The sequence below is a fragment of the Sphingomonas sp. SL1004 genome (assembly GCF_057815015.1).
In genome coordinates, this window is sequence record NZ_JBYMUX010000001.1 from 1,528,983 (window position 1) to 1,542,807 (window position 13,825).

A 13,825-nucleotide genomic window follows, 5' to 3' on the forward strand; every position below is an offset into this window, starting at 1 on the left:
GGGGACTTCTGGGAGCTTAATTTATGACGGATCCACGCGGGCACTTTGCCGATACCGATACCACGGCTGCGGGTACGCCGCGTGCAGGCGCCGGCTGGGGGTGGATCCTGGCGTATGGCGTGCTGTCGGTGGTGCTCGGGATCATGGCGTTCGCGTCGCCGTTTTCCGCGACCTATGCCGCGACTTTGGTCATCGGGGCGTTCTTCATTGCGGCCGGGATCGTGTCGATCGTGTCGGGGTTTGCCGGCAAGGGGCATGAGGGGCGCGGCTATGCGATCGGGTTTGGGCTGGTGTCGCTGGTGATTGGGCTGATCATGGCGTTCGAGCCAGCGACGGGGGCTATATCGTTGACGTTGCTGATTGCGGTTTGGCTTGGTGTTCGTGGTGCGCTGGAGATCGGGCTTGGGGCGCGGTTTCGGCGCGGTAAAGGGTTGATGATCGCGCTTGGTGTTGTGAACATCGTGCTGGCGGTGATCGTGCTCGCGACGCTGCCTTGGTCGGCGTTGACGTTGCCGGGGTATGTGCTGGGGATCAGCTTCTTGTTTGGAGGCGTGACGTCGGTTTCGTCGGCGCTGGCGCATAAGAAGGGGGCGCCGGCGTTTTCGGTGTGAACCGATAGTCTGCTCTCCCGCGAAGGCGGGAGTCCAGTCTGGGCCCCCGCCTTCGCGGGGGAACACGCTTAGTTCGCGATCGCGCTCCACAAGAGAACACTACCCCGGCGGAGGCCGGGGCCCAATTGGAGAGGTTGCAGTAACGGAGCGCAGCGGTCTTCACCGCCGTCCCCCAATTGGGCCCCGGCCTTCGCCGGGGTGGTATTGAAAGTGCGGGTGGTAGGTCGGGGCGCTAGAGCAGCTTCTCGATATCCTTGCGGATGTCCTCGGGTTTGGTCGTTGGAGCGTAGCGATCCACCACAACCCCATCGCGACCAACCAGAAACTTGGTGAAGTTCCACTTGATCGCCTTCGACCCCAACACGCCCGGCGCGTCCGACTTCAGCCGCTCGAACAGCGGGTCCGCCCCTGCCCCGTTGACGTCTACCTTGGCGAACACCGGGAACGTCACGTCGTAGGTCAGCGTGCAGAAGTTCGCGATCTCCGCTGCGTCGCCTGGCTCCTGCCCGCCGAACTGGTTGCACGGGAAAGCCAGCACTTCGAAACCGCGGTCGGCATAGTCGCGGTGCAGCGCTTCCAGCCCCTCGTACTGCGGGGTGAAGCCGCATTTCGAGGCGGTGTTGACGATCAGCAGGACCTTGCCGCGATAGGGTTCGAGCGACGCCGCCGAACCATCGGCGCTCTTTACGGTGAAGTCGGTGATCGCGGTCATGGGCGGTCCTCGTGTCGGGCCAGCAGGTACGCCAGGTTCTGACGGACACCCGGCCATTCGTGGCGGAGGATGCTGTAGACCACGGTGTCGCGCAAGCGGCCGTCGGCCATCACCTGGTGCCCGCGCAAAACGCCGTCGCGCTTGGCGCCTAGGCGTTCGATCGCGCGCTGCGAGTTCTTGTTGAGCGAGTCGGTGCGAATCTGGACGCATTCGCAGCTAAGTGCGTCGAACGCGTGGGTCAGCAGCACCAGCTTGGCTTCGGTGTTGACGCCGGTGCGCTGAACGGACTTGGCGTAGAAGGTGCCGCCGATCTCCAGCCGCTTGTTGCCCTCGTTCATCCGCATGAAGCGCGTGGTGCCGACGACGGTCCCGCCGGCTACCACCGCAAACAGACGAGCCCGCCCGAAGTCCTGTTCACGCATTGCCGCCGCCAGCCAGCGGTCGGGCGCCTTCATCATCGCGACGTTGGCGTAGAACGTATCCCATAAATTGTCCGCCGACGCCGCCGCGACCAGCGCGTCCATGTCGTCGGCAACCAGCGGGCGGAGCGTGACGTGACGCCCGGTCAGCGTCGGCGTCTCGCCCCAGGTCACGCCAGCCGCCCCTCGTGCAGCCGCAGCACGCGGTCCATGCGAGCCGCGAGCCGCTCGTTGTGCGTGGCTACCACCGCCGCTGTGCCCTGTTCGCGGACCAGGCGGATGAACTCGGCGAAGACGATGTCCGCGGTGTGCTCGTCGAGATTGCCGGTCGGCTCGTCGGCCAGCACCAGCGCGGGCTTGTTGGCGAGCGCGCGGGCGACCGCGACGCGTTGCTGCTCGCCGCCGGAGAGCTGGCTCGGGCGGTGCGTCAGGCGGTGGCCGAGACCGAGCTGGGTCAGCAATTCCGCTGCGCGCCGGTCCGCCTCGATCCGCGTCGCACCGTGGACGAGCTGCGGGAGGACGACGTTCTCGGTCGCGTTGAAGTCCGGCAGCAGGTGATGGAACTGGTAGACGAAGCCGAGGCTGTCGCGGCGCACCACGGTCCGCTCATGCGCGTTGAGCTTGGCCGCCTCGGTGCCGGCGATCCTGATCGATCCCTGGAAGCCGCCCTCGAGCAGACCCACGGCTTGCAACAGCGTCGACTTGCCCGAGCCCGACGGCCCGAGCAGCGCGACGATCTCGCCCGGTGCGATCGCGAGGTCGACGCCGCGCAACACGTCGATGGTCGCGCCACCCTGCGTGAAGCTTTTGGTCAGTCCGCTGGTCTGGAGGACGTAATCGTCGAACTTCTCGATCTGGCGATCGATTTTGAGACCTTCATTCATAACGCAGCACCTGCACAGGGTCGGTACTCGCCGCTTTCCAGGCCGGATAGAGCGTTGCGAGGAAGCTGAAGATGAGCGCCATCAGCGCGATCACGATGATCTCGACGGGGTCGGTCTTCGACGGGAGTTCGGTCAGATAGCGGATCGACGGATCCCACAGGTTCTGGCCGGTGACGAGCTGGACGAAGTTCACGACTCCCTGCCGGTAGAACAGGAAGATGAAGCCGAGCACGAGTCCTGCCAAAGTCCCCAGCGCACCGATGGTGGTGCCGACCACGATGAAGATCCGCATCATCGAGCCGCGCGTCGCGCCCATGGTGCGCAGGATCGCGATGTCGCGCGTCTTGGCGCGGACCAGCATGATCAGCGACGACAGGATGTTGAACACCGCGACTAGGATGATGATCGACAGCACGGTGAACATCGCCACCCGTTCGACCGCCAGCGCCTCGAACAGCTGCGCGTTCATCATTCGCCAGTCCTGGATCACGGCGCGGCCGCCGAGCTTGTCCGCGAGCGGCTTGAGGATCTCGCCGACCTTGTCCGGGTCGACCGTGTTGACCTCGACCATCCCCGCCGCATCGCCCATCAGGAGGAGCGTCTGCGCATCCTCGATCGGCATCATGATGTACGCCTTGTCGTAATCGTACACGCCGATCTCGAAGATCGCGCCGACCGTGTAGCTGACGATCCGCGGCACGGTGCCGAACGGCGTGGTCTGCCCTTGCGGGCTGAACAGCGAAATCTCCGAGCCGACCTGCGCGCCGAGCGATTCGGCGAGGCGCGATCCGATTGCGATGCGGCCACTTCCCGGCGTGACCGACTGAAGCGAGCCCATCACGATCTTGTTCTGGATCGTCGAATTGCGGCGGATGTCCTCGACCCGCATGCCGCGCACCATTACCGCCTCGGCGCGCCCATTATAGGTGGCGGCGAGCGGTTGCTCGATCAGCGGGACGGCGCTGGTCACGCCGGGGGTCGCGCGAGCCTGCGCGACGATCTCGCGCCAGTCCGGCAACCTGCCGCCGACGCCCTGCACCACCGCATGGCCATTAAGCCCGACGATCTTGTCGAACAGCTCGGCACGGAAGCCGTTCATCACGCTCATCACGATGACGAGCGCGGCAACACCGAGCATCACCGCGACCAGGCTGATCGAGGCGACGAGGAAGATGAACGCTTCGCCCTTTCCCGGCAGCAGATAGCGACGGGCTATCATCCGTTCATAGCGGGACAGGATCATGGGCGGCCGGGTTCGATCGTTGAGAGAAACAGTCCTTCAGCTCCTAGGGCGCGGCCCCGCGCGAGGCAACTGCGCCGGTGCCGGGCATAGGGAGGCGCACGAAGCTCGCGCTCTCATGGGTACGACTTCACCCAATGGCTAGATTGGTATGTTGCGTAATCGCCACAGCGCCTGTCCAATCGTTCCGCCGCTCTCGCAAATACCGTGACAAAGGCTCGCGACATAACTAGCAAAAACCTCGCTGAGACACAGGCAACGGCCGTGGTTCGGGGACTGCTTTTACGCCGCACCAAAGGTGTTGAGCGAAAGCAAAAAAATGGGGGCTGACGAGCGATCGTCACGCAGGCGCCCGGATCGGCAACGGTCCGGGCGTTTGCTTGTCCGGCGTAGTTGATTCCAGCATCTTTACTTGAAGATACTTCGCTTGATCCGGTTACGGTCAGTATTCGACCAGACATTGTGCGAAAGGCCGGCGCTTACTGGGCCAGATCCGCCCACGATTGAACGCGTACTTTCGTCGCGACCACGGGCCTCGAATCCCGTCAACCCGACGCGACGACGAACATCCGTACGCGATGACCCCCACAGGGGCGATTTATCCGGCAATGTCAGTAAGTAATGGCGGAGAGGGTGGGATTCGAACCCACGGTACCCTCGCGGGTACGCCGCATTTCGAGTGCGGTACGTTCGACCACTCTGCCACCTCTCCGCAGGTCACCCGAGATGCTGCGAACAGCGCCTCCGATCGGTCGAAGCGCGGCCTCTAATGAAGTGCCCTTGGGGACGCAAGAGGATTTTGACCGCCGAAGCGCCGTTCGACGCGTTTTCCTTGTGCAGCGCAAAACAAACCCTAAATCAATCGATATGCCCCGACACGACAGTATCGCTCACGACATCACCAGCCCGCTCGTTCCCGCCGAGGTGGTCGCACCGCCGATCTCGCATGCGAATTTTTCGATCGGCGACGTCGTGCGGCACCGGCTGTTCGATTTCCGCGGGGTGATCTTTGATGTCGATCCGGTCTTCGCGAACAGCGACGAATGGTATGCGGCCATCCCCGAGGAGATTCGTCCGCGGAAGGACCAGCCGTTCTACCATCTGCTCGCGGAAAACATGGAGTCGAGCTACGTCGCGTATGTCAGCCAGCAGAATCTGGTGCCCGATGATAGCGACGAGCCGGTGGATCATCCGGCGATCTCAGGGCTGTTCAGCGACTATGCGGATGGCCGGTATGCGCTGCGGCAGGTTCATCGGCACTAAGAGGCGAATCGGAGCACATCGAATAGCGTGCTCTCCCGCGAAGGCAGGAGTCCGGTCAGGGTCCCCGCCTCCGCGGAGAAACAATCTTGTACCGGTATGCTGAATGATGCGGCGTTCGACACCTTAAACCACGCTCCTGCGTCCCTTCGCGGTTGACAACTCTGCCCCCCTCCCTTAGCTGCCCGGCTTCTCCCGGCGGACCTTGCGTTCGTGGGGCACATGTATTTGGAAAGTGACAAGGGCCATGTTCGCAGTCGTGCGCACGGGCGGCAAGCAGTATCGCGTCGCCGCCGGAGATAAGATCGTCATCGAGAAGATCGAGGGCGATGCAGGTGCGTCGGTGACGCTGGGTGACGTATTGCTGGCGGGCGAAGGCTCGGAGCTGCGTTCGGTCGAGGGCTTCGTCGTCGCCGCGGAAATCATCGCGCAGGCGAAGGCGGACAAGGTCATCGTCTTCAAGAAGCGTCGTCGTCATAACTATCGTCGCAAGAACGGCCATCGCCAGCAGCACACGATCCTGAAGATCGTGTCGGTCGGCGGCCAGACTGCCCAGGCGAACTCGGCGCGCAACGAGGGCGACACCGCCCCGGCCGCTCAGGCATAAGGAGTAGCTTCAGATGGCACATAAGAAAGCAGGCGGCTCTTCGCGCAACGGTCGCGATTCGGCCGGTCGTCGCCTCGGCGTCAAGAAGTTCGGTGGCCAGGCGTGCGTCGCCGGCAACATTCTCGTGCGTCAGCGCGGGACGAAGTTCTACCCGGGCACCAACGTCGGCATCGGTACCGACCACACGCTTTTCGCGCTGGTCGATGGCCGCGTCGTGTTCAGCCAGGGCAAACTCGGACGGAAATTCTGCTCGGTCGAGCTGGCAGCGAACGACACTGCCGATATGGCAGCAGCAGCCGAATAATATCGGGTAACCATCCGGGTTGCCCACCAGGGTGACCCGGGTCGCGAAAGCGAACCTGAACAAGGGAGACGGGTCACCCCGGCTCCCTTTTTTATTGCTCCCTCCCCCTCGCCTGTCGCTGCCGTGTCATCCGGACATGGCAGGACGCCAGGCGCGATGCGTGAAGGAGAGAGCCGTGTTCGCGCGCACCAAGAGACTGACGTTGCGGCCGGGTTGGCCGGAAGATGCGCCCGCACTGGCTCAGGCGATCGGCCATGAGTCGGTGGTCGCCAAGCTGGCGCGTGCGCCCTGGCCCTATGCGCTGGGCGATGCCGAGGCGTTCCTGGCGCAGCCACGCGGGCCACACGACCCACATTTCATGATCGAGACGATGGAAGCGGGTGCGCCGCAACTCGTCGGCGGGATCGGTATCCGCGCGGCGGATGCGGGGCATGAACTGGGCTATTGGCTGGCGCCGGACGCCTGGGGGCGTGGGTATGCGACCGAGGCTGGCGAAGCGGTGGTGGCGATGGCGCGGCACGCGCTGGGCTTGCGGCGGCTGGATGCTTTTCATTTCGCGGACAACCCGGCGTCGGGGCGCGTGCTGGCGAAGCTCGGGTTTCGGCCGACGGGGCGCGTCGAGCCACGGACGTCGCGTGGGCGTGGGGGCGAGGCGCCTGCGGTGATGTTCGAGCTCGATCTGGATGACGACCGATGTGCGCCGATCCCTTTGGCGGCGTGAGTCGCAGCACCGTCATTGATTGAGCACCACCCCGGCGAAGGCCGGGGCCCAATTGGAAAGGTCGCAGTAACGGAGCGATGTACTCCGTTAGCAACGTTCCCCAATTGGGCCCCGGCCTTCGCCGGGGTGGTGCTTCAGTTTATGTGGGTAGCCCCTCAGCACTAGCTGTTCCCCCGCGAGGGCGGGGGTCCAGGAAGCACGGGCGGCGGCGTTTGGTATCCTGGGCTCCCGCCTTCGCGGGAGAACTAGGAAGTAGCGGAGAAGCTCGGAGCTTGCAGGCGCTCAGGCCACTGCCGCCACGCGCTTCGCAACCGGCAACACCGCCGCCTCATACTCGCTCTCCGCCAAGCCGATCAGCGCGCGATCGTCGTGCTTCCAGGGATGGAACCCAGGCAGGAAATACGCCGCCCAGACGCCGGCGATCTTGCGCGCCATCCCGGGATTGCCGAACGCGTACCACGCCATCCGCGCACACACCTTCGGTCCGGTAAGCCCGTCCTGCCGCAACAGTTCCGCCATCCCCCGCGCACGCCCGGTGAAGAACCGCCACGTCGTGATCAGCATCACCAGCGACTTCACCCGCCAGCGCGTGAAGCGTGGCCAGTCGCGAGTCGCGTGGAGCCAGGTGTCGTAGGCGACACCCTTGTGCTCGATCTCTTCGGCGGCATGCCACAGCCAGAGCGCTGCTGCCTGCTGGTCGCCGCCCGCGAGGTGCTTCGGGTTGGCGATCAGTTCATGCGCCAGCATCGCGGTGAAATGCTCGAGCGCGGTGGTAGCGGCGAGGCTCGCGATCTCCGGACGCCCCTTGGTCAGCGCTAGCGCCGCGTCGACATCCACGATCAGCGGCGCGACGTCATAGCCCTGGTCGGTGACGTGGCGGTTGAACGCGACGTGCTCGCGGGTGTGGATCACCTCCTGCTTGATGAAGGCGTTGATCTCGGCGTGGAGTTTCGGCGGCGTGCCCTCGCGGAACTTCCGGACGCTGTCGACGAAATAGCCCTCGCCCTTGGGAAACGTCACCGACAGCGCGTTGTAGAACGCGGTCGCGATCGGATCGTCGTTCAGCCACCAGCGGCGAATCGCGGCACCGCGGCCGAAGCGGCGGTCGCGCGGGGTGATCGTCAGATCGGCAGGCGTGGTTGCTTTCGCCACGGAAACCTCCAAACAGGAATGAACACTCGTTACTTACATTGATGTAAATAGGTTTCCCCGTCCGTGACGTCAACGCCGCGCAAGCGCCTCTCCCCCACCGAATCGCGTGAAGCTGCCGTCGAGGCTGCGCGGGCCCTGCTTGTCGAAAGCGGCCCCAGCGCTGTGACGCTGAAGGCCGTGGCAGGCCGGGTCGGGCGCACGCACGCCAATTTGCTCCACCATTTCGGCTCGGCGGAGGCGCTGCATACCGCGCTGATCACGCGGATGGCAGCGGACATCGTCGGTACGATCGGCGCGGCGGTGCTGCGCGTGCGGGCGGGCGAGCTCGACCCGCGTGAGGTCGTAGAGATGACCTTCGACGCGTTCGGCAAGGGCGGCGCGGGGGCGCTGGCGAGCTGGATGATCCTCTCGGGCAACACCGATGCGCTCGATCCGATCCTGACCGCGATCCACGACCTGGTCGACGAGCTGGCGGAGGGTGACATGCCTGGCGACCAGCCGATCCAGGAGCAGACGTTGACGCTGGTGCTGATGGCGCTCGGCGATGCGCTGATGGGCGCACCGATGGCGCGCGCGCTCGGCCTCCCGGTCGGCAAGGCACGCGAACTGGCGCTCGACGCACTGCTCGCCAGCAAGGACGCCGCCGCCCCTGCCCGCTGCTAGTGCACCGGATCGGGGCTCGAATCGCGGGCCGAATCGCAGAGGGTGGAGATTTTCGCTAATTTCGCTATGGGGCGGCGATGCATTTTCTAGACCAAGCCAAGATCTACGTACGTTCGGGTGAGGGCGGCCCCGGTGCCGTCAGCTTCCGCCGCGAAAAATATATCGAATATGGCGGCCCCGACGGCGGCAATGGCGGCAAGGGCGGCGACATCGTGTTCGAATGCATCGCCGGCCTGAACACGCTGATCGACTTCCGCTACACGCAGCATTTTCGCGCGCCCCGCGGCTCGGGCGGGTCGGGCTCGAACCGCACCGGCGCGGGCGGCAAGGACCTCGTCATCCGCGTTCCGCTCGGCACGCAGGTGCTGGCGGAGGACAAGGAAGAGGTGCTGATCGACTTCACCGAAGTCGGCCAGCGCGAAGTGCTGTTCCGCGGCGGCGACGGCGGGCGCGGTAACGCGAGCTACAAGACGTCGACCAACCGCACCCCGCGCCAGCACGGCACCGGCTGGCCGTTCGGCGAGGCGTGGGTCTGGCTGCGGCTGAAGCTGCTCGCCGATGCGGGTCTGGTCGGGCTGCCGAATGCGGGCAAGTCGACCTTCATCAATCAGGTGACCAACGCGCAGGCCAAGGTCGGCGAATATGCCTTTACCACCACCCGCCCGCAGCTGGGCGTGGTGCGCCACAAGCAGCGCGAGTTCGTGGTCGCGGATATTCCGGGGCTGATCCAGGGCGCGGCCGAAGGTGCGGGTATCGGCGACCGGTTCCTCGGGCATATCGAGCGCTGCCGGGTGCTGCTGCATCTGGTCGATGCGAACGACCGTGACGTGGCCGAATCGTACCGGATCGTGCGTGACGAGCTGGAGAATTACGGCGAGGGGCTCACCGACAAGCGGGTGATCGTCGCGCTCAACAAGATCGACATGCTCGATCCGGAGCTGATCGCGGCGCTGTCGGCGGAACTGGCGGAAGCCAGCGGTGCCGAGGTGATGGCGATTTCGGGCGCGAGCGGCGCTGGGATCGAGGCAGTGCTGGATCAGCTGATCGAGGCGATCGGGCCGGCGCCGGGCGCGGCGAAGGAACTGGAAGAAGGCGAAGTGCCGGTCGCATGGTCGCCGCTCTGACGTCTTGCTTAGCCCTCTCCCCTGCGGGGAAAGGGTTGGTTCCAGATTTCTCCCCTTCCGCTTGCGGGAGGGGTCGGGGGAGGGCTTTCTTGTCGATAGGTCACGCCCGCCCCTCCCCTAACCCCTCCCGCAAACGGGAGGGTAATGCATGATGTTTCCGCCTGCCTCTTGCACACGGCTGATCGTGAAGATCGGGTCGGCGTTGCTGGTCGATCCTGACGGGAGCGTTCGACGCGAGTGGCTTGCGGGCCTTGTGGCCGACATTGCTGCTCGAACTAGCGCGGGCCAGCAGGTCGCGATCGTGTCGTCTGGCGCGATCGCCTTGGGCGCGCGCCGGCTTGGTCTCCCCAAGGGTGGCCGAGCCAGCCTCGAAGACGCGCAGGCAGCCGCCGCCACCGGCCAAATCGCGCTCAGCCAGGTCTGGGCAGAACTCCTCGCGGCGCAAAATCTCAAAGCGGCGCAGATCCTCGTCACGCTGGACGATCTCGAAGACCGCCGCCGCTATCTCAACGCCGCGGCCACGCTCAACCGGTTGCTGTCGCTGAAGGTCGTGCCGGTGATCAACGAGAACGATAGCGTCGCGACCGAGGAAATCCGCTTTGGCGACAATGACCGCCTTGCCGCCCGCGTCGCGCAAGCCGCCGGAGCACAGGGCGTGATCCTGCTGTCCGACGTCGACGGGCTCTACACCGCCAATCCGCATACCGATCCGTCCGCGACGCATATCGCCAGCGTGCCGCGGATCGACGCGGTCGCGGGGATGGCGGACGACGGGTCGGGCTCGGGCATGGGCTCGGGTGGGATGGCCTCGAAAATCGCTGCCGCGCGGATCGCAACGGGTGCTGGGATTCCGTTGGCGATCGCTTCGGGGCGGATCGAGTATCCGCTATCGATCCCTGCCCGCCACACGATCTTTACGGCCGAGCGGACGGCGTCTGCACGGAAGGCCTGGCTGGCGGGGGGGCTGACCGCGAAGGGTGCGATCCATGTCGATGCGGGGGCTGCGGCGGCGCTCGGCCAAGGGCGGAGTTTGCTCGCCACGGGCGCGACTCGAATCGACGGCGGTTTCGCGCGTGGCGATCTGGTGACGATCGAAGGGCCGAGCGGGACTGTCGCGCGGGGTCTTGCGGAGTATGATGCGGCGGATACCGCGCGCCTGCTTGGTCGACATAGCGACGATCATGCGGCCATCCTTGGCTACGCTCCTCGGTCTGCGCTGGTGCATCGCAACCATCTGGCGCTCGTATGATCGCCCGGGCCTTGTTCACCCGCGAAGGCGGGTGTCCAGACTGGGCAACCGCCTTCGCGGGTGAACACGCTTCTGTCTGGGGAATGGGCTCATGATCTTGGCCATTACCGGCGGCACCGGGTTCGTCGGCAGCCACCTGATCGATCACGCGCTGGAGACCGGCCACACCGTCCGCGCGCTCGTGCGTAAACCCCAGGCCAAGCGCATCGGCGTGACCTGGATCGAAGGCGCGCTCGATCGCCCCAAGAGCCTCGCGACCCTGGTCGAGGGCGCGGACATGGTGATCCATGTCGCCGGCGTGGTCAACGCGGCCAACCGTGCGGGCTTTGCCGAGGGTAACGTCGCCGGCACCGAAGGCATTCTCCAGGCGACGCGGGCGGCCGGCATTCGCCGATTCGTCCACGTCTCCTCGCTGGCCGCGCGCGAGCCGACGCTGTCGAACTATGGCTGGTCGAAGGCCGAGGCGGAGACGCGCGTGCAGACGTCGGGGCTCGACTGGACGATCGTCCGCCCGCCCGCGATCTTCGGCCCGCGCGATCTGGAGTTGCTCGATGTCTTCAAGGCGGCCAGGTCGGGCTATGTACCGATGCCCCCGGCAGGCACGCGCGTCTCGCTGCTCTATGTCGAGGATTTGACCGCACTGCTGCTCGCGCTCGCCGAGAGTGGCGACGCGCCGTCGATCATGGAGCCCGACGATGGCGTGCCGAACGGTTGGGACAACCGCGATTTTGCGCGCGCGATCGGCGTGGCGGTCGGCAAATCGATCAGGGTGTTCCCTACACCCCGCGCGCTCCTCAAGCTCGCCTCCGCCGCCGACCGGCTCGTCCGGCGTCGCAAGGCCAAGCTGACGCGGGACCGGGTCAGTTATTTCTGCCACCCCGACTGGGTCTCGCACAAGCCGCCGCCGCCTGCGCTGTGGACGCCGTCGGTCCCGACCCCGCAAGCCCTGGCACAAACCGCGGCGTGGTATCGCGCCGCCGGGCTGCTATAGCGCCGAAAAGCCGCCGCAATTCCCTGTCAGATATGCGTGCGACACCCGGAAGGATTACAATGAGCGACCGCCAGCAGATCTACGACACCGTCACCGCGCAGATCGAGCCGTTCAACAAGAAGGGCGTCGCGCTGAGCGATGCCACCACGTTCCAGGGCGATCTGGAGTGGGACAGCCTGACGGTCATGGATTTCGTCGCCGCGATCGAGGACGAATTCGACATCATCATCACGATGAACATGCAGGCCGAGATCGAGACGGTCGGCCAACTGGTCGACGCGGTCGCGAAGTTGAAGGCCGCCTGAGCAAGCCCTTCGCCCCTCCCCCGTTCGGGCTGAGCGAAGTCGAAGCCGCGCCCTACAGGCCACCCTTCGACTTCGCTCAGGGCGAACGGGGTGATTGGGGGATCGGGATACATTCCAACCTATGGAATCGATAGAATGACCGAAGCCGCCACCACTCCCCACGCCCTCCCCGTCGACGCTCCCGAGGTCGCCCCCGAACGCGACCTCATGTCGAAATTCGACGCGTTGATCGCCGAACGCGAGGCGCTGATCGCCAGTGGCGTGCGCAATCCGTTCGCGATCGTGATGGACGAGGTGAAGTCGCCGACCCAGGCGGTGATCCGCGGCAAGGACACGATCCTGCTCGGCACGTACAATTACATGGGCATGACGTTCGACCCCGATGTCATCCAGGCCGGCAAGGATGCGCTCGACGCATTCGGCTCGGGCACCAACGGCAGCCGGATGCTCAACGGCACGTTCCACGATCACATCGACGTCGAACAGGCGCTCCGCGAATTCTACGACATGACCGGCGCGATCGTGTTCTCGACCGGGTACATGGCCAATCTCGGGATCATCTCGACGCTCGCCGGCAAGGGCGAATACGTCATCCTCGACGCCGACAGCCACGCGTCGATCTACGACGGCTGCAAGCAGGGCAATGCCGAGATCGTCCGCTTCCGCCACAACGACGTGAACGATCTCGACAAGCGGCTCGGCCGTTTGCCGAAGGAAGCCGGCAAGCTGGTGGTGCTCGAAGGCGTCTATTCGATGCTCGGCGACATCGCGCCGCTGAAGGAGATGGTCGCGGTCGCCAAGAAGCACGGCTGCATGGTGCTGGTCGACGAGGCGCATTCGATGGGCTTTTTCGGTCCCAACGGGCGCGGCGTGTACGAGGAGATGGGGCTTACCGACGAGGTCGATTTTGTCGTCGGCACCTTCTCGAAGTCGGTCGGCACGGTCGGCGGGTTCGTCGTGTCGAACCATCCGAAGTTCGAGATGGTACGGTTTGCCTGCCGTCCGTACATCTTCACCGCCTCGTTGCCGCCATCGGTGGTCGCCACCGCCGCGACGTCGATCCGCAAACTGATGACCGCGCACGACAAGCGCGCGCAGCTCTGGAAGAACGCACGCCAGTTGCACGGTGGGCTCAAGGCGATGGGGTTCAAGCTCGGCACCGAGACGTCCGACTCGGCGATCATCGCGGTAATCCTCACCGATCAGGAACAGGCGATTGCGATCTGGCAGTCGCTGCTCGAGGGCGGGCTGTACGTCAACATGGCGCGGCCGCCGGCGACTCCCGCGGGGACGTTCCTGCTGCGGTGCTCGCTGTGCGCGGAACATACCGACGAGCAGATCACGACGATCCTCGGGATGTTCGAGACCGCTGGCCGCGCCGTCGGCGTGATCGGCTAAAGCTAATCCTCCCCCGCCAGGGGGAGGTGGCGCCGAAGGTGACGGAGGGGGAGGACACGGAACAGAGGTTTTCCCTTACCTCCCCCTCCGTCTGGCAAGTGCCAGCCACCTCCCCCTTGCGGGGAAGGATCGGAAGGGTCGGCACCCGCCCCTCCAAAAATCGAAATCATTGCGCAGCGGCAACG

Annotated in this window: 16 protein-coding genes and 1 tRNA gene; 11 read left to right on the forward strand and 6 right to left on the reverse strand. The window is 65.3% G+C overall.

Annotated features, from left to right (window positions below; all coding sequences use genetic code 11):
- Window positions 1-23: 23 nt before the first annotated feature.
- Complete coding sequence (locus AC3D24_RS06805; RefSeq protein ID WP_489029285.1) at window positions 24-611, forward strand: HdeD family acid-resistance protein; 588 nt, start codon at window positions 24-26, stop codon at window positions 609-611.
- A gap of 232 nt (window positions 612-843) precedes the next feature.
- Here the strand turns inward: AC3D24_RS06805 and AC3D24_RS06810 are convergent, their stop codons facing one another.
- From AC3D24_RS06810 to AC3D24_RS06830, 5 genes are all read right to left on the reverse strand, one after another.
- A complete protein-coding gene (locus AC3D24_RS06810) occupies window positions 844-1,323 on the reverse strand; it encodes a glutathione peroxidase (protein WP_489029287.1) in 480 nt (159 codons plus the stop codon).
- Window positions 1,320-1,916: a GNAT family N-acetyltransferase gene (locus AC3D24_RS06815; RefSeq protein WP_489029289.1), complete on the reverse strand. Its 597-nt coding sequence runs from the start codon at window positions 1,914-1,916 to the stop codon at window positions 1,320-1,322. Before AC3D24_RS06815 ends, AC3D24_RS06810 begins: the two co-directional genes overlap by 4 nt.
- Window positions 1,913-2,626: an ABC transporter ATP-binding protein gene (locus AC3D24_RS06820; protein WP_056065970.1), complete on the reverse strand. Its 714-nt coding sequence runs from the start codon at window positions 2,624-2,626 to the stop codon at window positions 1,913-1,915. Before AC3D24_RS06820 ends, AC3D24_RS06815 begins: the two co-directional genes overlap by 4 nt.
- The gene (locus AC3D24_RS06825) at window positions 2,619-3,869 is read right to left on the reverse strand and encodes a lipoprotein-releasing ABC transporter permease subunit (RefSeq protein ID WP_489029291.1); all 1,251 of its coding nucleotides are present in this window, start codon (window positions 3,867-3,869) and stop codon (window positions 2,619-2,621) included. Before AC3D24_RS06825 ends, AC3D24_RS06820 begins: the two co-directional genes overlap by 8 nt.
- 619 nt (window positions 3,870-4,488) lie before the next feature.
- A tRNA-Ser gene (locus tag AC3D24_RS06830) sits at window positions 4,489-4,578 on the reverse strand.
- 155 nt (window positions 4,579-4,733) lie between these two features.
- Between AC3D24_RS06830 and hspQ the strand changes: the two genes are divergently transcribed.
- The 4 genes from hspQ to AC3D24_RS06850 all read left to right on the forward strand — a co-directional run bounded on the left by hspQ (window position 4,734) and on the right by AC3D24_RS06850 (window position 6,758).
- Window positions 4,734-5,129, forward strand: a complete 396-nt coding sequence (gene hspQ, locus AC3D24_RS06835; RefSeq protein WP_489029293.1) for a heat shock protein HspQ — start codon at window positions 4,734-4,736, stop codon at window positions 5,127-5,129.
- Window positions 5,130-5,373: 244 nt separating this feature from the next.
- The gene (gene rplU, locus AC3D24_RS06840; protein WP_120301376.1) at window positions 5,374-5,733 is read left to right on the forward strand and encodes a 50S ribosomal protein L21; all 360 of its coding nucleotides are present in this window, start codon (window positions 5,374-5,376) and stop codon (window positions 5,731-5,733) included.
- Window positions 5,734-5,746: 13 nt separating this feature from the next.
- Window positions 5,747-6,037, forward strand: a complete 291-nt coding sequence (rpmA, locus tag AC3D24_RS06845; RefSeq protein ID WP_056055842.1) for a 50S ribosomal protein L27 — start codon at window positions 5,747-5,749, stop codon at window positions 6,035-6,037.
- A gap of 175 nt (window positions 6,038-6,212) precedes the next feature.
- On the forward strand, window positions 6,213-6,758 hold the full coding sequence (locus tag AC3D24_RS06850; RefSeq protein ID WP_489029296.1) for a GNAT family N-acetyltransferase: 546 nt from the start codon (window positions 6,213-6,215) through the stop codon (window positions 6,756-6,758).
- Between the two features lie 282 nt (window positions 6,759-7,040).
- Here the strand turns inward: AC3D24_RS06850 and AC3D24_RS06855 are convergent, their stop codons facing one another.
- Window positions 7,041-7,910, reverse strand: a complete 870-nt coding sequence (locus tag AC3D24_RS06855) for a metal-dependent hydrolase (RefSeq protein ID WP_489029298.1) — start codon at window positions 7,908-7,910, stop codon at window positions 7,041-7,043.
- Between the two features lie 63 nt (window positions 7,911-7,973).
- Between AC3D24_RS06855 and AC3D24_RS06860 the strand changes: the two genes are divergently transcribed.
- From AC3D24_RS06860 to spt, 6 genes are all read left to right on the forward strand, one after another.
- The gene (locus tag AC3D24_RS06860) at window positions 7,974-8,573 is read left to right on the forward strand and encodes a TetR/AcrR family transcriptional regulator (RefSeq protein WP_489029299.1); all 600 of its coding nucleotides are present in this window, start codon (window positions 7,974-7,976) and stop codon (window positions 8,571-8,573) included.
- Between the two features lie 77 nt (window positions 8,574-8,650).
- Window positions 8,651-9,697: a GTPase ObgE gene (gene obgE / locus AC3D24_RS06865; RefSeq protein ID WP_489029300.1), complete on the forward strand. Its 1,047-nt coding sequence runs from the start codon at window positions 8,651-8,653 to the stop codon at window positions 9,695-9,697.
- Between the two features lie 148 nt (window positions 9,698-9,845).
- Window positions 9,846-10,946 (forward strand): glutamate 5-kinase, encoded by a 1,101-nt coding sequence (proB, locus tag AC3D24_RS06870; protein WP_489029302.1) that lies wholly within the window; start codon window positions 9,846-9,848, stop codon window positions 10,944-10,946.
- Between the two features lie 91 nt (window positions 10,947-11,037).
- Entirely contained in the window at window positions 11,038-11,937 is a 900-nt protein-coding gene (locus AC3D24_RS06875) for an NAD-dependent epimerase/dehydratase family protein (protein WP_489029303.1), read from the forward strand.
- A 59-nt stretch (window positions 11,938-11,996) separates the two neighbouring features.
- Entirely contained in the window at window positions 11,997-12,242 is a 246-nt protein-coding gene (locus tag AC3D24_RS06880) for an acyl carrier protein (RefSeq protein WP_031394130.1), read from the forward strand.
- Between the two features lie 135 nt (window positions 12,243-12,377).
- The gene (gene spt, locus AC3D24_RS06885; RefSeq protein ID WP_489029304.1) at window positions 12,378-13,640 is read left to right on the forward strand and encodes a serine palmitoyltransferase; all 1,263 of its coding nucleotides are present in this window, start codon (window positions 12,378-12,380) and stop codon (window positions 13,638-13,640) included.
- Window positions 13,641-13,825 lie beyond the last annotated feature (185 nt).